Origin of the sequence: Oceanotoga teriensis, from assembly GCF_003148465.1 — a bacterium.
GTDB lineage: Bacteria > Thermotogota > Thermotogae > Petrotogales > Petrotogaceae > Oceanotoga > Oceanotoga teriensis.
The window spans coordinates 107,369-131,736 of the sequence record NZ_QGGI01000002.1 but is presented as its reverse complement, the minus strand read 5'-3'; the positions used below and the strand labels follow the sequence as shown (position 1 = coordinate 131,736).

The 24,368-nt window shown below is 26.9% G+C and carries 19 protein-coding genes, 2 tRNA genes and 1 riboswitch; of the genes, 11 read left to right on the top strand and 10 right to left on the bottom strand.

Annotated elements, in window-relative coordinates; all coding sequences use genetic code 11:
- Positions 1-19: 19 nt before the first annotated feature.
- Positions 20-1,384, bottom strand: coding sequence for a GlmL-related ornithine degradation protein (locus C7380_RS02170; RefSeq protein WP_109603843.1), 1,365 nt, complete (start codon positions 1,382-1,384; stop codon positions 20-22).
- The gene (gene aspC, locus C7380_RS02165) at positions 1,381-2,538 is read right to left on the bottom strand and encodes an aspartate aminotransferase (protein WP_109603842.1); all 1,158 of its coding nucleotides are present in this window, start codon (positions 2,536-2,538) and stop codon (positions 1,381-1,383) included. Before aspC ends, C7380_RS02170 begins: the two co-directional genes overlap by 4 nt.
- Positions 2,539-2,899: 361 nt before the next feature.
- On the opposite strand from aspC, the gene C7380_RS02160 reads away from it, so the two are divergent.
- On the top strand, positions 2,900-3,121 hold the full coding sequence (locus C7380_RS02160; RefSeq protein WP_109603841.1) for a hypothetical protein: 222 nt from the start codon (positions 2,900-2,902) through the stop codon (positions 3,119-3,121).
- 20 nt (positions 3,122-3,141) lie between these two features.
- On the opposite strand, the gene C7380_RS02155 is transcribed toward C7380_RS02160, so the two are convergent.
- From C7380_RS02155 to ylqF, 4 genes are read right to left on the bottom strand one after another with little or no spacing between them, the layout of a single operon-like run.
- Positions 3,142-3,849: a hypothetical protein gene (locus C7380_RS02155; RefSeq protein WP_109603840.1), complete on the bottom strand. Its 708-nt coding sequence runs from the start codon at positions 3,847-3,849 to the stop codon at positions 3,142-3,144.
- A gap of 2 nt (positions 3,850-3,851) precedes the next feature.
- Positions 3,852-5,591 carry an NAD+ synthase gene (locus tag C7380_RS02150; RefSeq protein ID WP_109603839.1) on the bottom strand — a complete coding sequence of 580 codons (1,740 nt, stop codon included), beginning with the start codon at positions 5,589-5,591 and terminating at the stop codon, positions 3,852-3,854.
- Positions 5,588-6,532 carry a phospholipase D-like domain-containing protein gene (locus C7380_RS02145; RefSeq protein WP_206050491.1) on the bottom strand — a complete coding sequence of 315 codons (945 nt, stop codon included), beginning with the start codon at positions 6,530-6,532 and terminating at the stop codon, positions 5,588-5,590. Before C7380_RS02145 ends, C7380_RS02150 begins: the two co-directional genes overlap by 4 nt.
- The gene (gene ylqF, locus C7380_RS02140) at positions 6,480-7,304 is read right to left on the bottom strand and encodes a ribosome biogenesis GTPase YlqF (protein WP_109603837.1); all 825 of its coding nucleotides are present in this window, start codon (positions 7,302-7,304) and stop codon (positions 6,480-6,482) included. Before ylqF ends, C7380_RS02145 begins: the two co-directional genes overlap by 53 nt.
- A 154-nt stretch (positions 7,305-7,458) precedes the next feature.
- Here ylqF and C7380_RS02135 point away from each other — a divergent pair, with 154 nt between their 5' ends.
- The 5 genes from C7380_RS02135 to C7380_RS02115 are packed head-to-tail and all read left to right on the top strand — an operon-like array spanning position 7,459 to position 12,066.
- Positions 7,459-8,427 (top strand): PhoH family protein, encoded by a 969-nt coding sequence (locus C7380_RS02135; protein WP_369426054.1) that lies wholly within the window; start codon positions 7,459-7,461, stop codon positions 8,425-8,427.
- Between the two features lie 5 nt (positions 8,428-8,432).
- Positions 8,433-9,806: an HDIG domain-containing metalloprotein gene (locus C7380_RS02130; RefSeq protein WP_109603835.1), complete on the top strand. Its 1,374-nt coding sequence runs from the start codon at positions 8,433-8,435 to the stop codon at positions 9,804-9,806.
- A 6-nt stretch (positions 9,807-9,812) separates the two neighbouring features.
- On the top strand, positions 9,813-10,241 hold the full coding sequence (ybeY, locus tag C7380_RS02125) for an rRNA maturation RNase YbeY (RefSeq protein ID WP_109603834.1): 429 nt from the start codon (positions 9,813-9,815) through the stop codon (positions 10,239-10,241).
- A gap of 2 nt (positions 10,242-10,243) precedes the next feature.
- Positions 10,244-11,488: a DUF1015 domain-containing protein gene (locus C7380_RS02120; RefSeq protein ID WP_109603833.1), complete on the top strand. Its 1,245-nt coding sequence runs from the start codon at positions 10,244-10,246 to the stop codon at positions 11,486-11,488.
- 56 nt (positions 11,489-11,544) lie between these two features.
- Positions 11,545-12,066 (top strand): ribonuclease FAU-1 family protein, encoded by a 522-nt coding sequence (locus C7380_RS02115; protein ID WP_109603832.1) that lies wholly within the window; start codon positions 11,545-11,547, stop codon positions 12,064-12,066.
- On the opposite strand, the gene uvrA is transcribed toward C7380_RS02115, so the two are convergent.
- On the bottom strand, positions 12,063-14,882 hold the full coding sequence (uvrA, locus tag C7380_RS02110; RefSeq protein ID WP_109603831.1) for an excinuclease ABC subunit UvrA: 2,820 nt from the start codon (positions 14,880-14,882) through the stop codon (positions 12,063-12,065). The genes C7380_RS02115 and uvrA overlap by 4 nt on opposite strands.
- Positions 14,883-15,088: 206 nt before the next feature.
- Positions 15,089-15,190, top strand: a riboswitch (purine riboswitch).
- 76 nt (positions 15,191-15,266) lie between these two features.
- Here uvrA and C7380_RS02105 point away from each other — a divergent pair.
- On the top strand, positions 15,267-16,595 hold the full coding sequence (locus C7380_RS02105) for an NCS2 family permease (RefSeq protein WP_109603830.1): 1,329 nt from the start codon (positions 15,267-15,269) through the stop codon (positions 16,593-16,595).
- 111 nt (positions 16,596-16,706) lie between these two features.
- On the opposite strand, the gene C7380_RS02100 is transcribed toward C7380_RS02105, so the two are convergent.
- The 3 genes from C7380_RS02100 to C7380_RS02090 all read right to left on the bottom strand — a co-directional run bounded on the left by C7380_RS02100 (position 16,707) and on the right by C7380_RS02090 (position 18,700).
- Positions 16,707-16,783 (bottom strand) — tRNA-Arg (locus tag C7380_RS02100).
- A gap of 17 nt (positions 16,784-16,800) precedes the next feature.
- Positions 16,801-16,892: transfer RNA gene (locus C7380_RS02095), tRNA-Ser, on the bottom strand.
- Positions 16,893-16,972: 80 nt separating this feature from the next.
- The gene (locus C7380_RS02090; RefSeq protein ID WP_109603829.1) at positions 16,973-18,700 is read right to left on the bottom strand and encodes a proline--tRNA ligase; all 1,728 of its coding nucleotides are present in this window, start codon (positions 18,698-18,700) and stop codon (positions 16,973-16,975) included.
- 276 nt (positions 18,701-18,976) lie between these two features.
- Here C7380_RS02090 and metG point away from each other — a divergent pair, with 276 nt between their 5' ends.
- From metG to C7380_RS02070, 4 genes are read left to right on the top strand one after another with little or no spacing between them, the layout of a single operon-like run.
- Positions 18,977-20,902, top strand: coding sequence for a methionine--tRNA ligase (gene metG / locus C7380_RS02085; RefSeq protein WP_109603828.1), 1,926 nt, complete (start codon positions 18,977-18,979; stop codon positions 20,900-20,902).
- Positions 20,903-20,919: 17 nt separating this feature from the next.
- Complete coding sequence (gyrA, locus tag C7380_RS02080) at positions 20,920-23,397, top strand: DNA gyrase subunit A (protein ID WP_240597474.1); 2,478 nt, start codon at positions 20,920-20,922, stop codon at positions 23,395-23,397.
- Between the two features lie 21 nt (positions 23,398-23,418).
- Positions 23,419-24,036, top strand: coding sequence for a transcriptional repressor LexA (gene lexA / locus C7380_RS02075; RefSeq protein ID WP_109603827.1), 618 nt, complete (start codon positions 23,419-23,421; stop codon positions 24,034-24,036).
- Positions 24,037-24,064: 28 nt separating this feature from the next.
- A complete protein-coding gene (locus C7380_RS02070) occupies positions 24,065-24,367 on the top strand; it encodes an STAS domain-containing protein (protein ID WP_158274748.1) in 303 nt (100 codons plus the stop codon).
- Position 24,368: the final 1 nt, after the last annotated feature.

Below are 24,368 nucleotides of genomic sequence, written 5' to 3'. Positions count from 1 at the left end.
AAAAAACAGATGATTTTTATCATCTGTTTTTTATTATTTCTATATTTTTTTTCAACAAATTAATAGCTGCCTCTTTATTAACAGTGGATAAAACACCAATAGCTGCAAATATATAATTTTTGTCATAACCAAAAAATATTTTTTGTCCAGGAATTAAAGAATTTCTTCTATCTTCTTCTAATATTTTTTTCATTATTTCATATTTATATTTTGACCTACTCAAAATTCCACCGGTTCCAAAAATATATTTTATGGAAGTTAAATCTTTTCCAACTGCTATTTCTTGTCTTCCATTTGGACCATAAAGATATTTTTTGTTTCCGGCATGTCTTTTTATACTCTCAACAAAACAGTATTTTGCCAAAGTAGAAACAAACATTTCTTGTCTATCATTCTGAGGGTATGGACTCAAATTTTTTATTAAATCATCATAATCTTCAAATTCTTTTCTTAATTCATTTTCACCTATCAAATCTATAACATTATGAGCATTAACATATAAGCCTAAATCACCTTCAACTGTTCTTTTTGAAATAGGTTCTGGAGATAACATAATTTTTTGTATTAAAGGATCTCCTTCTGTAACAGAGTCAATATCTGTAGTAGCTCCACCAATATCAACAACAAGTACATCTTTATAAATATCTGATAATAATTCAGTTGTAAGCATTACAGATCCAGGAGTTGGAATGATTTCATCATCAACTATATCATAAACTTTTTCCATTCCCGGTGCATATATTATATTTTTTGAAAATGATTCTTGAATAATTTTCCTTGCAGGTTTTACATTTAATTGATCGACTTTAGGATAAACATTTTCAGTTAATATTACTTCTTTTCCTTTTTTTTCTAAAATTCTTTTAATTTCTTCTGATACGGAACAATTTCCAGCATACACAATTGGGACATTTATTTCTGAGTCTGCAAGTAATGCAGCATTATAAAGTACTGTATTTTCTTCTCCATAATCAACACCACCGGCTAAAACTATTAATTTTGGTGATATTTCCATTATTTTTTTTAAATTCATATTTCTTATCTTACCAGCAGTTATATATTTTATAACTCCTCCTGCTCCTAAAGCAGCTTCTTTTGCAGCTTTAACAGTCATATCATAAACAAGTCCATGAACTGTTATCTTAAGTCCACCAGCAGCAGAAGAACTCGCCAAAAACTTTTTCCATCTTATTTTATTTTTTATCTTTTTTTCAAGTATAGATATTGCTTTTTTTATACCTAAAGTTACATCTCCTTGTAGAACAGTAGTATAATGTTCCGCTTGGCCCAATATTTCCGGTTCATCTGATTCTATTTTATCAAAGGCAGTAACAACTGTAGTTGTACTGCCAATTTCTGCAACAAGTAAATCTAAAGTTTTCATTTTTTCTCTCTCAAATTTTTAACAAATTTTTCAAGTCTATCTAAAGCTTTTTCTAAATTTTCATCAGATGTAGCAAAAGATATCCTTATATATCCTTTTTTATAAAATCCAGAACCTGGAACTACCGCAAGCATTGCTTCATCTAATAATTTTTTAGAAAATTCTGAATCTTCTATTCCAAATTCAGATATATTTATAAAATAATAAAATGCTCCTTTAGGTTTTAAAAATTTTAAATTCATTTTTTCTAATCTTGATGCAACATAATCTCTTCTATCTTTAAATTTTTTAAACATATAATAAACATCAACATCAAAAGCTTTTATAGCTGCATATTGTGTTGGAGTATTAACATTTGATGTGCTATGAGATTGAATTTTTGCTATTTGTTTCATCAATTTTTTAGGTCCTAAACAATATCCAATTCTCCAACCCGTCATAGCCCATGTTTTAGAAAAAGCATTTACTATTATAGTTCTTTCTTTCATATCTTCAATAGTAGCTATTGATATATGATTTCCTTCATATATTAAAAGTTCATAAACTTCATCACTTATAACAAATATTTCTTTATCTTTTGCAAAATTAGCTATAATTTCAAGAGTTTCTTTTGGATAAACAACTCCTGTAGGATTATTAGGTGAATTTATTAAAATAGCTTTAGTTTTTGGAGAATAATATCTATTTAATTTACTTTCTGTAGGTAGAAACCCTTCCTCTTCATCAAGAGGCACATGGACAGGAACTCCTCCAACCATCTTTATTTGAGCTTCATAGCTAACCCAAGAAGGATCTAAAACCATTATTTCATCCCCTGGATTTATCATAGCCAGTAAAATATTGTATAAAGATTGTTTTCCACCATTAGTAACAACCACTTCATCTGTACCATATTTTAAATTAGTTCTTTTTTCAACATACTCTACAATTTTTTCTCTAAGTTCTATTATTCCTTTTGAATCAGTGTATTTAGTTTTACCATTTTTCATAGCTTCATAAGCAGCTTCTATTATTTCAGTAGGAGTACTGAAATCTGGTTCACCTGCAGTCAATTTAACTATATCATATCCCTTTTTTGAAAGTTCTATAGCCTTTGCATTTAACTCTAATGTTATTGAAGGTTCTACAGATAATATTTTTTCAGAAAACAACATTATATACCTCCTCATTTTATTATAAATATGAAATTTTTTTCATATTATATTTTACCTTTTTAAAGATAATATTTCAAACAACTTTAAAGGTAATTAACTCTTTTTATTATAACTTATGCCTATTAAATATATTTATTCCTAAAATTCAATAAAATCAAAATTTCAAATTAGCTTTAATTTATTTTATATAGTATAATATCTTTAGTCATATTAATATTTTTTTAATATTTTAATTTAAAGTAAAAAAGAAATAAAAAAGTTACATTTTTTATTAATACTAAAGCAATTATAAATTAATGTTTTTTTAATTATACAGGTATATAATTATTGTAGTATACAATCGTATATTGGAGGGATTTATATGATAAAATTTAAAAACCTGTTCAAAAGTAAGAAAAAAAATTTTTCTATCGATGATTCATCAAATTTCAACCAATTACTCGATGAAGAACCCGAATTAGGAGAAAAAATTGCTGTATTTTATCGTGGGATACGCCAATATGATATAAGCAAAATACAAATACAATTTGAAAAAAATCCCAAAAGAAATGAAATGAAAATTAAAATACCTTTTAACTATTAAATAAAGCTGCATAAGCAGCTTTATTTGTATTCTGAAATTATTAATTCATTTATTATATGATTTTCTTTGTTTATTATATATATCTTGTTTAAATCTTTTAAATCATTAGATAATAAGTATATAAATTCATCACTTTCAACCATAGTTTTTATATCTTTAGATGGTAATATAAAAGTTCTTTTATATGAATTGATTATCATCTTTTCTTCATCTGTTTTTATAAAATCATATTTATCTATATTTTCTATTCTCTTAACATCTTCTATATTATTTAAAAAATCAAATATATTATCTATTGTACTTTCATTTGGAACTACTATTAGTTTTATTTGTTTACCATCATCTTTAAATATTTGATATTCTAACCCTCTAAATTCATATGAAGGGTAAGCTATTATTGATAATTTTTCATTTTCAAAAAAGAAGAATCTATTATCAAAACTTCTTATTTCTGAATTCCCAAACTTAGTATTTATATCATAAATATTAGAAAACTCTGTTTCATCTATTTTTATTGAAGTATTCTTTGATTTATATGGAAAATTTTTTATACTTTTAAAAGAATTATCTTTTATCTTTATATATGGATAATAAAATTTAAATTTAAGACCCTCTTCATATATTCCCCAAAGAAAAAAAGCGATGAGATATATAACAGCCATAAGACCTAATATTATTGAAAAATTTTTAAATGCATTATGTCTCTCTGTTTTAGTTAATTTAGCCATTTTTATTCTCCCTCTATTCTTTTCCAAGCTCTATAACCATTTGTAATAGGCATTCTTCTATCACGTCCAAAAGCTCTTTCCGATAATTTTATTCCTATGGCAGCTTGTCTTCTTTTATATTCAGACAAATCAACAAGTCTTGTTATTTTTTTTATATCTTCTAATTTATATCCAAGCTCTATCAATTCATCAACAGACATTTCCCTGTCTATATATTTAAATAATATTTCATCAAGAAGTTCATAAGGTAATAAAGAATCTTCATCTTTTTGATCTGGTCTTAGTTCAGCTGAAGGTGCTTTTATAAATATTTCATTGGGTATTATTTCTTTATTATGTAACTCATTATAAAATTTTGCTAATTTATATATTTCAGTTTTATATATATCTTTTATTGGAGAAAAACCTCCGACCATATCGCCATATAAAGTAGAATACCCAACAGCAGATTCCGATTTATTACTTGTTGCAAGAGCAAGATTACCAAATTTATTAGAATAAGCCATAACTATATTGCCCCTTATTCTAGCTTGAAGATTTTCTTGAGTTACATCAAAATCTTTACCAATGATTCCTTCTATTTCTTCAACCATTTTATTATATGTATTTTTTATATTAACATTATATATTTTCATATTTAAATTATTAGCTAATTTTTCAGAATCTTCAATAGATCCTATAGACGAAAATTCAGAAGGCATCATTATACCTATAACATTTTCAGAGCCTAATGCATCGCAAGCAATAGCTGCAACAATTGCAGAATCCATACCTCCACTTAATCCAAATACAACATCTTTAAATCCATTTTTTTGAACATAGTCTTTTATACCAAGTTTTATTGCTTTATATATTTGATGTATTTCATTCTCCCAAATATATTCGACATTTTTTATTTTTTCATTTTCTTTTATTTCATGTTTTATTTTTATCGTTTTTACACTATCAGCTATACTGCTATTATGATGTTTTCTTTTTCCTTCTCTTAAATTAGCTCTCGTAGTTTCATAAGGATCTATATCATAATATAAAATTGTTTCTTCAAATAATGGACCTTTACTTTTTATCTCACCATAAGGATTTAATATTATACTTCCACCATCAAAAACAACTTCATCTTGTCCACCTACTAAATTTGTATATATTATCCATGTAGACAATTCCGATGCTCTCGTTTTTAACATTTCAACTTTAGATTTATTTTTATTTTTATAAAAAGGAGACGCCGATAGATTTATAATTATATTTGCACCATTTTGAGCTAAAGCAAGTGAAGGTCCATTTGGTACCCAAAGATCTTCACAAATATTTATCCCTATTTTTATATTCTCAAAATCTATCATAAGTGGTTCATATCCTGGAGAAAAATACCTTTTTTCATCAAATACAGAGTAATTTGGCAAAAACATTTTTTTATACGTATATTCCAGCTTACCATTATATATTATAAAAGCTGAATTATACGATTCTATATCCCAGTCAACACCACCAACTAATATTAAAATATTTTTTTCTTTAGAGTATTCTATTATCTCTTTAAGTTTTATTTTTATATCCCTTAAAAATTGAGTTTTTAATATTAAATCTTCTGGTGGATATCCTGTTATAGCAAGCTCTGGAAAAACTATTATATCTGTTTTCTTTTCATAAGCTTCTTTTATACTTTTTAGTATTTTTTCTGTATTTTTTTCTAAATCTCCAACGGTTTGGTTCAATTGAGCCATAGCAATTCTTAATTTCAAAGTTCAACACCTCGATTATAATAATATTCAAATTGTTCATCAAAATATTTTATAAGATATTCTGAATCAAATATTAAAACATATTCATAATTCTTTTTTCTTGCTCTATAAGTATGATTAAAACTTCCAAATATTAAATAATTATCATCAATTATAATTATTTTAGAATGTAAATTTTTTAAATATTTTATTTTTACTCCACTCATATATTTGAGTGGAGAGTCATTTTCTTTATTCCAATCATCTGATAATATTTTTATTTCAATATTTTCAGAACTTTTTAATTGGATATCATAGGTTAATAGCGGATCAGTGAAAGAAAATGTAAAAATTTTTATACTTTTTTGGGCATTATTTATCAATTTTCTTATATAATTAAAATTTTCTTCAGATGGAAAATTTAAAAATATAATTTCTTCATTTTCTAAATTTAACACTTTTTTATATGTTTTAAAATCTAAGTTTATATTTTGAATTTCTTTTTTAAATATTTCAACTATTTTTTCATTATCTGTATATATATAATGGTTTATATCTTGATAAATTCCACTTTTCGTGAGATTTCCAGTCCCTAATATGATACTGCTATTATCTAATATCATATATTTTTGATGAAGGTATCCACCTTGAGTTTTTATTTTATGAAATTTTATATTTTCAAATTTTTTTATATAAGTTTTATCAAAATAGTGACAGTAAATATTTATATTTTGAGATTTCTGATCAAAAAAATTTAGAATTTCTTCATCTAAACTCATTGTAACTATATCTATATTAACAGAAGAACTTACTTTGCTTTTCAAAAAAAAATCAAAGAATTCTTCTGTACTAAATACTTCATATGAAAATACCTTTGAATTAATTATCATCAATAATATGAAAAGATATTTAAATTTTAATCTCTTCAAATTCCTCAATGTCATCATAAGTAATTTTACCATATTTGCCATCTATAAGTTCTTTTAAAAAGGTCATTTTACCTCTTTCATAATCACCAATACCACCTTTTTTTATAAAATTTCTTTTTTTTGCAAATTCTAAAATAAATTCGTATGCTCCTTTATGTAAATCATTATCAACAATTTTCTTTATTAATTTTGGATAATTATTTTTGAGATATTCATATGCATAAAAAACTGCTTCATCGGCTTCATCATCTTCAGCTTTTAATGAACCTATCAATATTAATTTACTTGTTATAGATTTATTATACAGTTCAGGAAATAATATTCCTGGAGTATCAAGAATTCTTATATTATTTCCTGCACTAACCCATTGTATTCCTCTTGTTATTCCAGGCATATTACCAGTATTTGTAGACTTTTTACCTTTTATTGAGTTAATAAAAGTTGATTTTCCAACATTTGGAGCCCCAACTATTATCGCAGTTTTTTCATTAAATTTTACTGGAATTAAAGGAGCTACGTTTTTTATCAAAAAATTTCTTGCATTTACATCTTTTAAACTGGTTTTTATTACTTTATATCCTCTTTTTTTATATAATTCTTCCCATTTCTTCGTTTTTTCAAGATCGCATATATCAGCTTTATTTAATATTATTATTTTATCTTTACCTTGAAATAACTTTTCAAATTCATACGCTCTACTTGAATAAGGTGCTCTTGCATCAACTATTTCGATTATAGAATTAACTATTTTTAAATTTTTCTTTATTGCATTTTTTGCTTTATTTATATGACCGGGATACCACATAATCTCCCCTCCAATCTCATTATAGTATATAATATCATATATACTTTCTTTTTAATTAACATAAAAATAAAGATTCAAAAACATAATTAGTACATTTTTTTTATGAGTATGTTAGAATATATTAGAATCATTATATTCTAAGGAGTTGATTATACTGATAAAACAAATAATGATACCTGAAAATCTTGAAGCTGTTGAAGTTTTTGGTGCTTATAACAATAGACTTAAACATTTAAAAAAGATCTTCAATATCAATTTCAATTATGAAAATAGAATCCTTTTAATAGAAAGTGATCATGAATCAGATCTTGATAGTACTTATAATATAATTTCAGAGTTAATAGAAATATTAAACGAGAATCATCTTCCAGATTGGTCTCAATTTTTGTATATAATTTCAAGATATAATTCAAATGATTTAACTATAAAAAAAGGAGCATTGAATTCTATGAAAGATATAATAAATACAACTATAAAAGGGGTAAAAATAGTTGCAAAAACAGAAGGTCAATCAAAATATATAAAAGATTTGCAAGAAAATGAAATTGTATTTTCAATTGGACCAGCTGGAACTGGAAAAACTTATTTAGCTGTTGCTATGGCTGTAGATTTTTTGAAATCTGGTAAGGTTCAAAAAATAATATTAACCAGACCTGCAGTTGAAGCAGGAGAAAAACTTGGTTTTTTACCCGGAGATTTACAAGATAAAGTAGATCCTTATCTAAGACCTTTATATGATTCTTTAACAGATTTTTTGGGATTAGAAAAATTAGACTTTTATAGAGAAAAGGGTGTAATAGAAGTCGTTCCTTTGGCTTATATGAGGGGAAGAACTTTAAACAATGCTTTTATAATTCTTGATGAAGCACAAAACACTACTTATCAGCAAATGAAAATGTTTTTAACGAGAATAGGATTTGATTCAAAAGTAGTAGTAACTGGAGATATAACTCAAATAGATCTTGAAAAGAAAAAAGATAGTGGTCTCCTAACTGTAACTAAATTTTTAAAAAATATCAAAGGAATTAAATTCAGTTATTTAAATAATAGTGATGTTGTTAGAAATCCTTTGGTAAAAAAAATAATATCTGCATATGAAAAATATGAGAATAATTTGGAGTGAATTTTATGATTTATAATTCTAAAAAAATTATTAATTCCAAAATTGAACATATTGTATTTCGTTCATTAGTTTTTATAATTATATCTTTATTTGCAGAATATATTATATGGAAAAGAATAACTTTGAATTATCAATTTCAAATAAATATTATTATATTAAGTATTTGGATACTTTTAGTAGAGCTTGTATTATCTTTTAAAAGAATGTTTAAATTACATCCAATAAATTATTGGTCTTCTTTTTTAATACCCTTGACTTTTAATATATTATATAATTTATTTATATTCAAATATTTAAATATATATTTTGTAAATAGTATACTTTCCACATTAATAATAACATTATTAATCGACTATGAATCTGGAATACTTTCCTCATTCATATTTTCAGTATATTTTGGTTTGATATATGGATTTGATGTAAAGTTTACAATTGCTTTATTTATACCATCGGCTATTATTGCGATAATTTCAAAGAAAATAATGCGAAGAATAGAAATTTTCTTACCATTTATAATTGGTTCATTAGTACAAATGCTTTGTTTTTACATATTAGATTTATCAGATACAACATATGATTATGCAGGTCTTTTTGTAGTATATTTTTTTAATACTCTAATTACTATGGGAATATTACCTTTTTTTGAATATATCACAAGAGTTTATTCTGATATAGGTTTATTAGAGTTGGGAAATTTAAACAATCCTTTATTAAAAAAATTAACTTTAAAAGCTCCTGGTACTTATTATCATTCCATGATAATTTCTAATATTGCCGAAAGTGCTGTTGAACATATAGGAGGTAATACTATATTAGCTCGTGTCGGTTCTTATTTTCATGATATAGGGAAAACTTGGAAACCAAGTTTTTTTACAGAAAATCAGAAGAATCAAAACCCACATAATAAAATAAGTGCTAAATTAAGTTCTCTTATATTAAATAATCATGTAACTTATGGTCAAGAATTGGCAAAAAAATATAGATTACCTATTTTAATAGAAGATATGATAGTTCAACATCAAGGAACAAGAATAAAACAGTATTTTTATAAGAAATATTATGATGAAACTGGTATATATGATAAAGAAATGTTTAAATATCCTGGTCCTATACCTCAGTTTAAAGAATCCGCTATACTTATGATATGTGATGTAACAGAAGCTATGACAAGATCCATGCCAGATTTGAATGTAAATGATTTAACAGAAAAACTCGATGATTTAATTCAATCTTTATTTTTTGAGGGACAATTAGATGATTGTGGTTTAACTTTAAAAGAACTTCAAATGATAAAAGGCCGAATAATAAGAACTATAATGGAAATGAATCATAAAAGAATTAAATACCCTAAAATAGATCAAAAAAATCTTAGAAGGTGAAATACTATGATAGTAAATATAAATAATGAACAGAATGAATTTGAAATAAATGAGGCAAAAATGATTGAAATAGTAAAAAAAGTTATCATTTCAGAGTATAAAGATGATAACTTTGAAATAAACATATTAATAACAAATAATAAACGTATAACAGAGTATAATGAAAATTTTCGAAAAAAATCAGGACCAACCGACGTTCTTTCTTTTGAATACGGTTTGAATGAACCCGTAATAGGTGATATAGTTATATCGTCAGAAAAGATATATGAACAGTCAAAAGAATTCAATAATTCTTTTAATAATGAATTATATTATATTTTAATACATGGAGTTTTACATATTCTGGGTTATGATCATATTTATGATGAATCTGAAGCAGAAGAAATGTTTGAAATCCAAAAAAAATATTTCAATCTACTTAAAGAGGAGGGATAGTAGTGTCTATAGTTAGACCCTTTAAGGCATTACGGCCAAAAAAAGATATTATTGAAGACTTTTCATGTCCACCATACGATGTTTTGGAAGAATCTGAGGTAAAAGAAATAGTCTCAAAAAAACCCGAAAATTTTTTGAGGGTTACAAGAGCTGAAGTCGATTTTAAGGATTATGTCGATCCTCATTCTGATGAAGTTTACAAAAAAGCATCAGAAAATTTGAAAAATTTTGAATCAAATGGTGTACTGATTCAAGATGAGAAACCATCATATTACATATACAGAGAAACTTGGAGGGGTAAATCTCAAACTGGAATATTTGCTACAGTTTCTGTAGATGAATATGATGAAGGCTTAATAAAAAAACATGAATTAACAAGAGAAGAAAAAGAAGATGATAGAACAAGACATATTACAACTCTAAGTGCTCAAACTGGACCTGTCTTTTTAACTTTTAAATCAGATGATGATATTAAAATGCTTTTAAACGAATCAGCTGAAATCGGCAAAAAAATTGCAGATTTTGTAGATGAAAATGCGGTTAAACATGAACTATGGATCATTGATAATGATGAACAAGTTATAAAGATAAAAGAGAGTTTTGAAAAACTTGATGCTTTATATATAGCTGATGGTCATCATAGAGCTGCTGCATCTTCAAGAACAAGACAATTGAAGATGAAGAATAATCCTAATCATGATGGAAAAGAAGAATATAATTATTTTCTTGCTGCCATTTTTCCTCATGATGAATTGAGAGTTTTAGATTATAATAGAATAGTCAAAAGTCTCAATAATATGGAATTTGATGATTTTATTAATAATTTAAAAGATAAATTTGTAGTATCAAAACTTGAAACTGAGGAATTCTCACCTAAGAAACTTCATGAATATGGAATGTATTTTGAAGGAACTTGGTATAAATTAGAAGCAAAAGAAGATATAATAGATCTTTCAGATCCAGTTAAAGAATTAGATGTTTATATATTACAAGAATATCTTTTAAATCCTCTATTGAATATAAAAGATCCAAGAAAAGATAAGAATATTCATTTTATAGGTGGAATAAAGGGTATTAAAACACTTGAAAATTGGGTTGATAATGAAGGATGGTCTATCGCTTTTTCTATGTTCCCAACACCTCTTGAACAATTGATAAATGTTGCAGATGAAAATAAAATAATGCCACCAAAGTCTACGTGGTTTGAACCAAAACTAAGATCTGGTCTTTTGATTCATAAAATATAAAATTATGATATAATAAATGGTGACTTAAAGTCACCATTTATTTTTGGAGGTGCTCAATGAAATCATACAATTTCGATATAAAAAACAAAGCTGAAAATATAAAAACTCATATAAATGAAAATAAATTTGATTTTACTGAGTTTAGAGAATTTAATCAACACATACTTGGATTTAAGAGAAATTGGGAAAAATTGTCTACACATAATTCTGTAGATTATGTAAAACGTATTTTAAATCCACAAACAAATCTAATGCTTTCTTATTTCAAAGATATATCTGGAGATATGGCAAATTACCTGATATATATAGATTTTGGAAAATATAAATCTTCTAAAGATAATATATTTTTTTATGATTTGGAACTCGATATTCTTATAACAAAAGAATTCAAATACAGAATTCTAGATATGGATGAGTTATTAGACTCTTATTTTAATAAAAGAATAAATGATATTGAATTAAATATAGTATTAAATTTATTACAAAAATTGATGAATGATTTTCAAAGTATTGGACCAATAAATGCTTTAAAAAATATCTTTGGTGCAGAACCCATAGATTGGATATTAGATAATTAAATATATTTTTTTAAGTATTTGGCAGTATATGTATTTAATTTTGATATCTCTAAAGGTGTTCCTTCTCCAACAATATAACCACCTTCTATTCCACCTTCTGGTCCTATATCTATTATATGATCGGCATTTTTTATAACATCCATATTGTGTTCTATTATTATAACTGTATTTCCTTTTTCAACTAATAGATTCAAAACACCTATAAGTTTTCTCACATCTTCAAAATGAAGTCCAGTTGTTGGCTCATCGAGTATATAAACTGTTTTTCCTGTAGATCTTTTTCTTAATTCAGAAGTCAATTTTATTCTTTGAGCTTCTCCGCCGGATAAGGTAGTAGCTGGTTGTCCAAGTTTTATATAACCAAGCCCTACATCTTTTAAAAGTTCAAGTATACTCCCTATAGCATTTATATTTTTAAAAAATTCAGCTCCTTCTTCCACACTCATATCTAAAATATCTGAAATATTTTTATCTCTATATTTTACCTTAAGAGTTTCTTTATTATATCTTTTTCCTTTACAAACATCACATGTAACATATACATCTGGCAAAAATTGCATTTCAATCTTTAAAACCCCATGTCCTCTACACGCCTCACATCTTCCACCTTTAACATTAAATGAAAATCTCCCTTTATTATATCCTCTTATTTTGGACTCTGGTGTAGCTGAAAATATATCTCTTATCAAATCAAAAACACCTGTATAAGTAGCCGGATTAGATCTTGGCGTTCTACCTATCGGGCTCTGATCTATAGAAATAACTTTATCTATATTTTTTAAGCCCTTTAATTCTTTAAAATTACCTGGTATAACTCTCGAATTATAGATTTCTTTTTGTAATGCTGGATAAAGAGTATCCATTATTAATGAAGACTTTCCCGATCCAGATACACCAGTTACAACTACCATTTTCCCCAAAGGTATTTTCAAGTCTATATTTTTTAAATTGTTATGAGTCGCACCTTTCAATTCCAAAAATTTATTATTTTTTTCTCTTTTTTTATCTATAAATTCTATTCTTTTTTTACCTGTTAAATATAAACCTGTAAGAGATTTTTCTGGTTTATTAAGTAAATTTTTTGTAGTGCCTTGATACATTATATTACCACCATTTATTCCTGCACCTGGTCCAAGATCTATAATGTAATCAGAAGCTCTTATAACCTCTTCATCATGTTCAACAATGATCACAGTATTATCAAGTTTTTGAAGTTTCTTTAAAGTATCTATAAGTCTATCATTATCTCTTGAATGAAGACCTATAGTTGGCTCATCAAGAACATAAGTAACTCCTGTTAATCCAGAACCTATTTGTGTTGCCAATCTAACACGTTGTGACTCTCCACCAGAAAGAGTATTTGATGTTCTTGAAAGACCTATATAGCCCAATCCAACATCAATTAAAAAACCCAATCTTTTTTTTATTTCTCTCAAAAGTTCTTCAACTATTTGATACTCAAATTTTGAAACTTTTAAATCCTTAAAAAATTCATCAACTTTTTCAATGGATAAGGTAGTAAGTTCAGAAATATTTAAATCATTTATTTTGACATTTAAAGCTTCTTTTCTCAATCTATGTCCATTACATGTATTACATGTATTTTGAACCATAAAATTTCTTTCAATCCATTCTCTTATATCTTTTGAATCAGTTTCTAAATATCTCCTAGCATACCAATTTACCATACCTTCAAATTTTCTATTAAAATTATAGCTAGAATCTTCTCTTTCAAGTATAACTTCTACTTTTTTTTCAGTTCCATATAAAAGGCTATCTGTTATTTTTTTTGGTAAATCTTTTAATTTTTTATTTGGATCTTCGCCTAAAGCTTTTACTACTCCTTTCATTATTTTTACCATATAGGTATCTTTTCCCATATTAAGAGTAGCACCTTCATCTAAAGATTTTTCATAGTCAAAAATATATTCTGGCTGTACTTCAAGTTTAAATCCAAGCCCATGACAGTCTTCACAAGCGCCATATGGACTATTAAATGAAAATAATTTGGGATTTACTTCTGGAAATGAATAACCACATTCTGGACAGGCAAGCATTTCAGAAAAGTTTTTAATTTTTAATGTTTTTTCTTTTTTATCCATTTCTCTTATTTGAACAAATCCGTTAGATTCTCTTAATGCCATTTCAACAGCTTCATAAACTCTTTCAAAATTTTCATCTCTAAGTTTTATTCTATCTATGAGTAAATTTATATTATGTCTCACATTTTTAGGTAATGATACAATATCTTCTAAATCTAGAATTTCTCCATCTATTTCAGCTTTTCTAAATCCAGACACTTTCATACTATTAATTTCTTTTTTAAATTCTCCTTTTTTTTCTTTAGCAATAGGTGAAAATATATATAATCTTGACTCTGGTTCAAAGTTTTTATAGATATTATCAACTATTTCATCCACTGTTGAACTTTTTAATTCTATACCACAATCTGGACAATAAGCTTTTCCTATTCTTGCATATAAAACTCTTATATAATCATATATTTCTGTTATAGTTCCAACAGTGGATCTTGGATTATTACTGACAGATTTTTGTTCAATTGCTATAGCTGGAGAAAGACCTTCTATCATTTCAACATCTGGTTTTTTTAAATCTCCTAAAAATTGCCTTGCATATGAAGAAACTGATTCAAGATATCTTCTTTGCCCTTCAGCATATATAGTATCTAAAGCAAGTGTAGATTTTCCAGAACCAGAAAGGCCACTTATAACAACCAGTTTATTTTTTGGTATTTTAACATCAACATCTTTTAAGTTATGTTCTCTTGCACCTTTTATATTTATATATTTTGACATATATGCCTCCCATCTCTTTTATACAAATTTATACCTTACTATTATAACTCTTTTTCAAATAAAATATTTTAAAATTTAATTAAATACTTTATAAATTATTATACAATAAATTCAAAAAAGTAAATTTTATTATTTTTATTTTACCGTTACATTTTTTTAAAGACTTAATCTGAAAATTCTGTTAAAATAATCATTGTGATATAAAAGTTAATACTTTTTCGTCTTCCTGTATATTTCCGAAGATATGGTTCGGAAGTTTCTACCAGATAACCGTAAATTATCTGACTATAGGAGGGATTTTTGTTTTTATAAAATATTTTTATATAAATGATGCTCCTTCCTGATAATAGGAAGGAGCATTTTATTTTAAGGGAGGTTATTCAGTTGGAAAGCTTTTTCGGAATAAAAAAAGCAGGAAGTACTGTTAGAAAAGAAATATACGGTGGTATTGCTACTTTTCTAACTATGGCATACATTATTTTTGTAAATCCATCAATATTGATAAATGCAATTCCAGAAGTCGCAAGTAATCCAGATTTATATCAACAATATTTTGGTGCTTTAATGGTTGCAACAATATTAGGTGGAGCAACTGCAACTTTAATGATGGGATTAATAGCAAATTATCCAATAGCTTTAGCTCCAGGTATGGGATTAAACGCTTATTTTACTTACACTGTTGTTCTTAAAATGGGTATTGATTGGAGAATAGCTTTAGGTGCAGTTTTTGTTGAAGGATTGATTTTTGTTATTATAACCTTAACAGGGGTTAGAACATTTATAGGAAATGCTATTCCAAAAACAATAAAAATAGCAACTGGTGCCGGTATAGGTCTTTTTATAGCCTTTCTTGGTTTAAAAAGTTCTGGAATAGTTGTTAGTGATCCAGATACTTTGATCACTTTAGGAAATATAACTTCAGCTCAAGCATTAACAACTATAATAGGTTTATTTGTAATAGCAATTTTATATGCTTTAAAAGTACCAGGATCTGTATTAATAGGGATAATAGTTTCTACAATTTTTGCAATGATGACAGGCGTTACTGAATTTAAGGGCGTTGTTGGTAAAATACCTGATATTTCTCCAACTTTTTTAAAATTAAAACTTGATTGGCATAGTTTATTAAACACAAATTTTTGGATAGTTGTATTAACTTTCTTCTTTGTTGATTTCTTTGATACTACAGGAACATTGATGGGTTTATCACATTCAGCTGGGTTAACAGACAAAGATGGAAATCTTCCAAGAGCTAAAAAAGCATATATGGCAGATGCCACTGGTACTGTTGTAGGTTCATTATTTGGAACATCTACAGTAACAACTTTTATAGAAAGTGGTGCTGGAATGGCTCAAGGCGCAAGAACTGGATTAGCTTCAGTTGTAACATCAATATTGATGTTATTGATGCTTTTCTTCTCTCCGTTGGCAGCCTCTATTCCAGGTGCAGCAACTGCACCTGCACTAATTTTTGTAGGTTCATTGATGTTAAAAGGATTAACTGAAATAGATTGGGATGATACAACAGAAGGATTACCAGCATTTATAACTTTATCCATGATGCCATTTACAGGCTCTATAGCAACTGGTATAACTTTTGGTATGATAATATACCCAGTAGTTAAATTATTCTCTGGAAAAAGAAAAGAAGTACATTGGTTTTCTTGGATATTAGCCGTATTATTTGTTTTATATTTGATTTATTTAAGATAAAATTATACTCCATTTAAATATAAGTATTAACCTTCTTTAAATGCATGATTTCAAATTTGAAATCATGCATTTTTCTATATAAAAAAAACAGAACAAATAGTTCTGTTTTTTTGGCGTACCCGGCCGGATTTGAACCGGCAATCTTCGGATCCGCAGTCCAACGCTCTATCCAATTGAGCCACGGGTACTTTTTAACGTAAAAAAATGGCGGAGAGGGAGGGATTCGAACCCTCGGTAGGGAATAAACCCTACACTTGCTTAGCAGGCAAGCGCCTTAGGCCGCTCGGCCACCTCTCCGTCCATATTATTTATTATTTGTAATCCGCAAATATTATAACATCAACTTATAGTTCTGTCAAGTTTTTTTCTTATAAGCATTAAATCTTAGCAGGATTGTAATTATTCAATTTTTCCTCAATATTTTCTAAAATAGATTCCATATTATCTATGGAATAAAGTTCCCCTTTTTCTTCATTTCTAAGTTTTATTTCTATTTTTCCATCTTTTAATGATTTTCCAACAACAATCTTTAAAGGTATTCCCATTAAATCTATATCTTTAAATTTAAAACCAGTAGAAACATTTCTATCATCTATTATTACTTCTACTCCATTATTTTTTAATTTTGTATAAATTTTTTCAGCCATATTTATTTGTTCTTTATCTTTCATTGAAACTATTACCACTGCAACTTCAAACGGCGCTATGTTTTTAGGCCATAGTATACCATTTTTATCATGTAATTGTTCAACTACTGCACTCATAGTTCTTGAAATACCCCAGCCATAACATCCCATAAAAAATGGTTTCTGTTTTCCACTTTCGTCTGTATAAAAAGCTTCCATTGATTTTGAGTATTTTTGACCAATTTTAAAAATTTGACCTACCTCTATTCCTCTTTTTTCTTTTAAATATTTATCACATTTAGGACATTTTTCACCCTTTTTTACAATTCTAATATCAACATATGCTTCAACTTTAAAATCTCTTTCAAAAACTGCATTTATATAATGTTTGTCTTTTTCCATTCCACCCACAACAGCATTTTTTATAGTTTTGATACTATTATCAGCTATTATTTTTATATTTTTTATTCCTATAGGACCTATGAAACCTGTTTCAACATCAAATTCTTTTTTTATTTCTTGTGGCTCTCCCATATGAAGTGTTTGATCTTTTAAATATCCTCTTAATTTAGATATATTTATCTCATAATCACCTCTTATTAAAGCCAGTACCCATCCATCTCTACCTTTAAATAATATTGATTTTATTATACTTTTTATATCTTTTTCTAAAAAATTCGCTACATCCTCTATTGTTTTTACATTTGGAGTATCTTTTAATTCTAATTCTTTATCTTTTTCATCATTAAATTCATAAATTTCACCTGATTCAGCCTTCTCATCTGTCGCAGCATAATTACATTCATCACAGAACAATATAGAGCTTTCACCAGTATCTGCAAGCATTTGAAACTCATGAGAATCACTGCCTCCTATAGCACCATTATCGGCATCAACAGCAACGTACTTGACACCTATTTTTTCAAGAATTCTTTCATAAGCTTTATAAAAATCATCATAAGCTTCATCTAATGATTTTTCTGTATCATGAAAAGTGTATGCATCTTTCATTATAAACTCTCTAGACCTTATCAATCCAAATCTTGGTCTAATTTCATCTCTATATTTATTATTTATTTGATATAAACTTAGAGGCAATTGTTTATACGATCTTAATTCATTTTTTATAAGATAAGTTATCATTTCTTCATGAGTAGGTCCAAGAGTAAAGCTTCTATTATGTCTATCTTCAAGTTTCATCATTTCTGGTCCATAATCTTCCCATCTTCCAGATTGTTGCCAAAGTTCTGCTGGTTGGACTATAGGCATCAATATTTCTTGAGATTCTATTCTTTCCATTTCTTGTCTAACTATATCTTCAATTTTCCTTATTACTTTCCAACCCAATGGTAAATATGTATATACACCTGAAGCGGCTTTTCTTATAAAACCTCCTCTTGTTAATAATTCTATACTTTTAATATCAGAATCTGAAGGTACTTCTTTTAATGTTGGTGCATAAAGTTTTGAAAATCTCATATAATCCCTCCATTATTTGTTTTTATTCTAAGTATAATTATACATGATGAAAATTTTAAAATTATGGCAATTTTTTTAATTTTAAAATTTTTTTTGATTAAATGGCTTTTTTATATTTAAATCACATGCACATAATAGATATTATTTCAAATTGTATCTTTTTTTAATTTATATGTCAATTAAACTGTTAAAATTATTAAAGAAAGTGTATTTTTGAATACCCCAAATTATGATATAATTATAAAGATTAAAATAAAAATTATGGAGGTACAATAAATGAAGAAATTCTACGTTACAACACCTATTTATTATGTGAATTCAGAACCTCATATTGGTTCAGCTTATACAACAATAGTTGCTGATATAATAGCGAGATATAAAAGAATGAACAATTTTGATGTCTTTTTTTTGACTGGTACAGATGAGCACGGTCAAAAAATAATGCAATCAGCAAAAGAAAAAAATATATCTCCACAAGAATGGGTTGATAAATTATCAAATAAATTCAAAAATTTATGGAAAGACATGGAAATAACAAATGATGATTTTATAAGAACTACAGACAAAAAACATGAAGAAACCGTTAAAAACTTTGTTGAAAAATTAAAAAACAAAGGTGATATATATAAAGGAAAATATGAAGGATGGTATTGTATTCCATGCGAAACATTTTGGAATGAAGACGATATCGAAAAAAAAGATGGAAAAAATTATTGTCCAGATTGTCATAGAGAATTAAAATGGGTTGAAGAAGAAAATTATTTTTTTAAACTATCTAAATATAATGATGCTTTATTAAAACTTTATGAAGAAAACCCAAATTTCGTTCAACCTGATTTTAGAAGAAATGAAATGTATCAAATCTTAAAATCAGGATTGAGAGATCTTTCAATAACAAGAACTACATTTGATTGGGGAATTCCCTTAAGAGATGATCCTGAACATGTTATATATGTTTGGGTTGATGCTTTAATAAACTATATATCGGCTTTAGGTTATTCTACTGATAATGATGATAAATTCAAAGAATATTGGCCTGCAGATCTTCATTTAATTGGAAAAGAAATAAATAGATTTCATTCCATAATTTGGCCAGCAATGCTAATTTCGGCTGAATTACCTCTTCCAAAACAAATATTTGCTCATGGATGGCTAACTGTAAATGGAGAAAAAATCTCAAAATCTGCAGGTAATGCTATAGAACCGAGACTTCTAATGGATAAGTACTCGAAAGATGCTATAAGGTATTATTTACTAAGAGATATACAGTTTGGAAGAGATGGAGATTTTTCAGAAGATAATCTAATAACAAGATACAATGCAGATCTTGCAAATGATCTTTCAAATTTAGTACATAGGACATTATCAATGGCAAATAAGTATTTTGAAGGTAAAATTTTAAAAACTAATTCTTATGAAGATATAGATAAAAGACTTCATTCTATAATTGATGAAAACTGTAAAAAATACTATGATTTAATGGATAATTATAATTTTACTCAAGCTTTAGAATCTGTTTGGGAAATTATAAGATTTTCTAATAAATATATTGATTTAACAGAACCTTGGAAGTTAGCAAAAGATCCTGAAAAAAAAGAAAGACTAAGTTTAGTTCTTTATAACCTTGTAGATTCTTTTAGAATAGTGAGTATATTAATTTCTCCAATAATGCCAGAAACTGCAGAAAAAATTCTCTTCAAAATAGGACTTAAAAATGATCATCTAAATTCAAAAAATACAAAAATAGGAATTTTGCCTGATATAGAAAAAGTTTCAATTGGAGAACCTATATATCAAAGAATAGATATAGAAAAATGGAATAAAGTAATAATCATGAAAAATAAGGAGGAAGAAGTAATGGAAGATAATGTAATTTCTTTAATAGATTTTGAGGATTTTAGTAAAGTTGATTTAAGAGTAGCGAAAATATTGGAAGCTGAAGATGTAAAAAAATCAAAAAAACTTTTAAAATTACAGTTAGATCTTGGGGAATTGGGAAAAAGACAAATTGTCGCAGGTATAAAACAACATTATACACCAGAAGAATTAATAGGAAAAAAAATAATTGTGGTTGCAAATCTAAAACCAGCAAAATTGATGGGCATTGAATCAAATGGTATGTTACTTGCAGCTAAAAACTCTGAAAAACTTACAATATTAACAGTTGACAGAGATATAGAACCAGGATTAAAAGTATCTTAAATTAGGAGGTCTTTTTTGTGTCAGAAAAAGATGAATTTATAAAAAATAATAATGATGAAAAATTACAAGATAAAAGATTTGTAGATGAATTAAAAACTTCTTATTTACTATATTCTATGAGTGTTATAGTTAGCAGAGCTATACCTGATGCAAGAGATGGTTTAAAACCAGTTCAAAGAAGAATATTATATTCTATGAGCGAACTTGGTTTAAAACATAATTCTTCTTTTAAAAAGTCTGCACGTATAGTTGGTGAAGTAATGGGTAAGTATCATCCACATGGTGATTCTTCTATATATGAAGCCCTAGTTAGAATGGCACAACCATTTTCAATGAGATATCCTCTAGTCGATGGTCAGGGTAATTTTGGTTCTATTGATAGAGATCCAGCAGCTGCAATGAGATATACAGAAGCAAGAATGCCTGAAGCTGGAGAATATATGTTAAAGGATATTGAAAAAAATACTGTTGATTTTGTAGATAATTTTGATGGTTCATTAAAACAACCTTCAGTATTACCAACAAGACTTCCAAACTTATTAATGAATGGAGTATCTGGTATAGCTGTTGGTATGGCTACAAATATTCCACCTCATAATTTAAATGAATTAGTAGAAGGTTTTAAACACTTAATAAAAAATCCTGATTGTACAATAGATGAAATAAATAAATTTATAAAAGGCCCTGATTTTCCCACTGGCGGAATAATAGTCGATGGCGAAAGAATAAATGAAATGTACAAAAAAGGAAGAGGAAAAGTAACTATAAGGAGTAAATATGAAATTATCGAGAATAAAAAAGGAACTGCTATAGTAGTTACCGAAATTCCTTATGGTGTATCAAAAGTAGATATAATAGAACAAATAGTACAATATGCAATAAGAAAAAAAGAAGCAAAAAAAGAATCCGGTATAAGAGATGTTAGAGATGAATCTGATAAACAAGGAATGAGAATAGTAATTGAATTAAAAAGAAATGCCAATATCAAAAAATTAATAAATGATCTTTTAAAGTATACATCTATGCAATCTTCTTTTTCAGTACAGATGAATGTAATAAACAATGAAAAACCAGCATTGATGAACTTAAAAGAATTGATGAATGCTTTTATTGAACATAGAATAAATGTAATAACAAGAAGAACTGAATTTGATCTTATAAAAGCAAAAAAAAGAGCCCACATAGTTGAAGGTGTAATAAAAGCTATTCAAGGAATAGATACTGTAATAGATATAATAAGAAATGCCGAAGATCCTATATTAGAACTTCAAGAAACTATAAATGTATCTGAAGAACAATCTAAAGCTATAACTGAAATGAAACTTATAAGTTTATCAAAACTTGAAACAACAAAATTAACAGATGAGTTAAAAGATTTAAATGTTAAAATTGATGATTGTAATAATATATTAAATAATGAAAACAAAAAATTAGAAATTGTATCTGAAGAACTCGATGAAATAAAAACAAAATTTGGCGATGATAGAAGAACTGAAATTATGAAATATAGCTCTGATTTAAAAAAAGCTGAAGAATTAATAGTCGATGAAGATATAATAGTAATACTTACTAAATGGGGTTATTTAAAAGCAATACCAGCAAATGAATATAAAGTCCAAGGTAGAGGCGGAAAAGGTGTTAAAGGACTTAAAATAGCCGAAAGTGATAATATAATAGAAACTCTTTATACAAACAGGCTTTCAAAACTAATGTTTATAACTTCGGCTGGAAAAGCTTATCAAATGCCTGCATATGAAATCGATATGTCACAAAAAACAACAAAAGGTAAACATATAGCTAATTATTTAGGCCTTACTGATGGAGAAACTATAAAAACTATGATTGCAGTTTCTCTCGATGGTGACTATGATAAAAATGTTATGATATTTACAAAACTTGGAAAAGTTAAAAAAACATCTTTAAGAGACTTTGCAAATGCAAGAACTACCGGAGTTAGAGCTATAAATCTAAATGAATCAGATTGTGTTGTAGATGCACTATTAGTGTATAATACACCTTCAGAAGATGTATTAATAATAACAAAAAAAGGTATGGCACTAAGATTTGAAGATTCTCAAGTTAGAACTATGGGAAGAGGAGCAGCTGGAGTAAATTCAATAAAATTAAAAAAGAATGATGAAGTTATAAATGCGGTAAAAATATCAGAAGATAAAAAATTAATCATATTGACAAAATTTGGATATGGAAAAAGAACTCAATTTTCAAATTATAGAACACAAACAAGAGGCGGCTTAGGATTGAAAACTGTAAGAGATATAAGCAAAATTGGTGAAATTGTCTCTGCTATAGCTGTTGATGATTCTGAAGATATTATTTGTTTTACAAAACTTGGAAAAGCTATAAGAGTTAGCGTTTCTCAAATAACAGTTTTAAAAAGAGTTACTCAAGGAGTAATTACAGTTAGACTATCAGATAATGATGAAGTTGTTGGTAGTATAGTTGTAAAAGAAGAAGAAGAAGACTCTTCAAACTGATAAAAAGGGGGGAGTATACTTATGAAAGCACTTACAAAAAGACAATCTCAAATCTTAGAATATTTAAAAGATTATATAGATAAAAATGGTTATGCTCCAAGTGTGAGAGACATAATGAACAGCTTCGGATTTAAAAGTCCGAGGGCTGCTCATAAACATTTAATAACCTTAGAAGAAAAAGGATTTATTGAAAGAAAAGGTGTCTCAAGGGGAATAAGACTTACACCCAAATCTGGAGAAGTTTTTACAAGAGAAACTGTTGTACCGATAATAGGAAAAATAGCTGCTGGTGCTGCTATAGAAGCTGTAGAAAATATTTCTGATTCTATTCCATTACCAGTAAATTTCTTTTCAAAAAATGAAGAACATTTTGCATTAGTAGTTGAAGGCGAATCTATGATAGAAGAGCATATAAAAAGTGGAGACTATGTAATAATACAAAAACAAAATCATGCTTCTGATGGTGATATAGTAGTTGCTCTCATAGAAGATAATTATGCAACATTAAAAAAATTCAAAAAAGTAAATCAAAAATTAATTCATTTAATTCCTGCAAATAAAAATATGGATATAATAAAAGTAGATCCAAAAAATCTCAAAATACAGGGAAAAATGGTAGGTTTAATAAGAACTTTATAAATTAAAATGTATGCTGGGAGAGGTTAATATGGAAATAATACTTCAGGAAGAACATGATAAAAAAATAATAAAATTAAATGGAGAAATCGATATGTCAAATGTCGATGATGTAAAAAATAGAATTAATTCATTTGAATTAAAAGAAATAATATTAGATTTTACAAATGTAAAATATATAGATAGTTCTGGAATTGGAATGCTAATAGGTATTCATAAAAATTCCTTATTAAAAGGAGGAAGTTTAACCATAAAAAATGTGGACAATAAAATACTAAAATTATTAGATATGGTTGGACTTACCAAAATATTAAATATTATGCAGGAGGGATAAA

Bases quoted from the DNA above. Each gene is read 5' to 3' on its own strand.
- C7380_RS02170 (WP_109603843.1), bottom strand. From the start codon at position 1,384: ATGAAAACTTTAGATTTACTTGTTGCAGAAATTGGCAGTACAACTACA.
- aspC (WP_109603842.1), bottom strand. From the start codon at position 2,538: ATGTTGTTTTCTGAAAAAATATTATCTGTAGAACCTTCAATAACATTA.
- C7380_RS02160 (WP_109603841.1), top strand. From the start codon at position 2,900: ATGATAAAATTTAAAAACCTGTTCAAAAGTAAGAAAAAAAATTTTTCT.
- C7380_RS02155 (WP_109603840.1), bottom strand. From the start codon at position 3,849: ATGGCTAAATTAACTAAAACAGAGAGACATAATGCATTTAAAAATTTT.
- C7380_RS02145 (WP_206050491.1), bottom strand. From the start codon at position 6,532: ATGGTAAAATTACTTATGATGACATTGAGGAATTTGAAGAGATTAAAA.
- ylqF (WP_109603837.1), bottom strand. From the start codon at position 7,304: ATGTGGTATCCCGGTCATATAAATAAAGCAAAAAATGCAATAAAGAAA.
- C7380_RS02130 (WP_109603835.1), top strand. From the start codon at position 8,433: ATGATTTATAATTCTAAAAAAATTATTAATTCCAAAATTGAACATATT.
- ybeY (WP_109603834.1), top strand. From the start codon at position 9,813: ATGATAGTAAATATAAATAATGAACAGAATGAATTTGAAATAAATGAG.
- C7380_RS02115 (WP_109603832.1), top strand. From the start codon at position 11,545: ATGAAATCATACAATTTCGATATAAAAAACAAAGCTGAAAATATAAAA.
- uvrA (WP_109603831.1), bottom strand. From the start codon at position 14,882: ATGTCAAAATATATAAATATAAAAGGTGCAAGAGAACATAACTTAAAA.
- C7380_RS02090 (WP_109603829.1), bottom strand. From the start codon at position 18,700: ATGAGATTTTCAAAACTTTATGCACCAACATTAAAAGAAGTACCTTCA.
- metG (WP_109603828.1), top strand. From the start codon at position 18,977: ATGAAGAAATTCTACGTTACAACACCTATTTATTATGTGAATTCAGAA.
- lexA (WP_109603827.1), top strand. From the start codon at position 23,419: ATGAAAGCACTTACAAAAAGACAATCTCAAATCTTAGAATATTTAAAA.
- C7380_RS02070 (WP_158274748.1), top strand. From the start codon at position 24,065: ATGGAAATAATACTTCAGGAAGAACATGATAAAAAAATAATAAAATTA.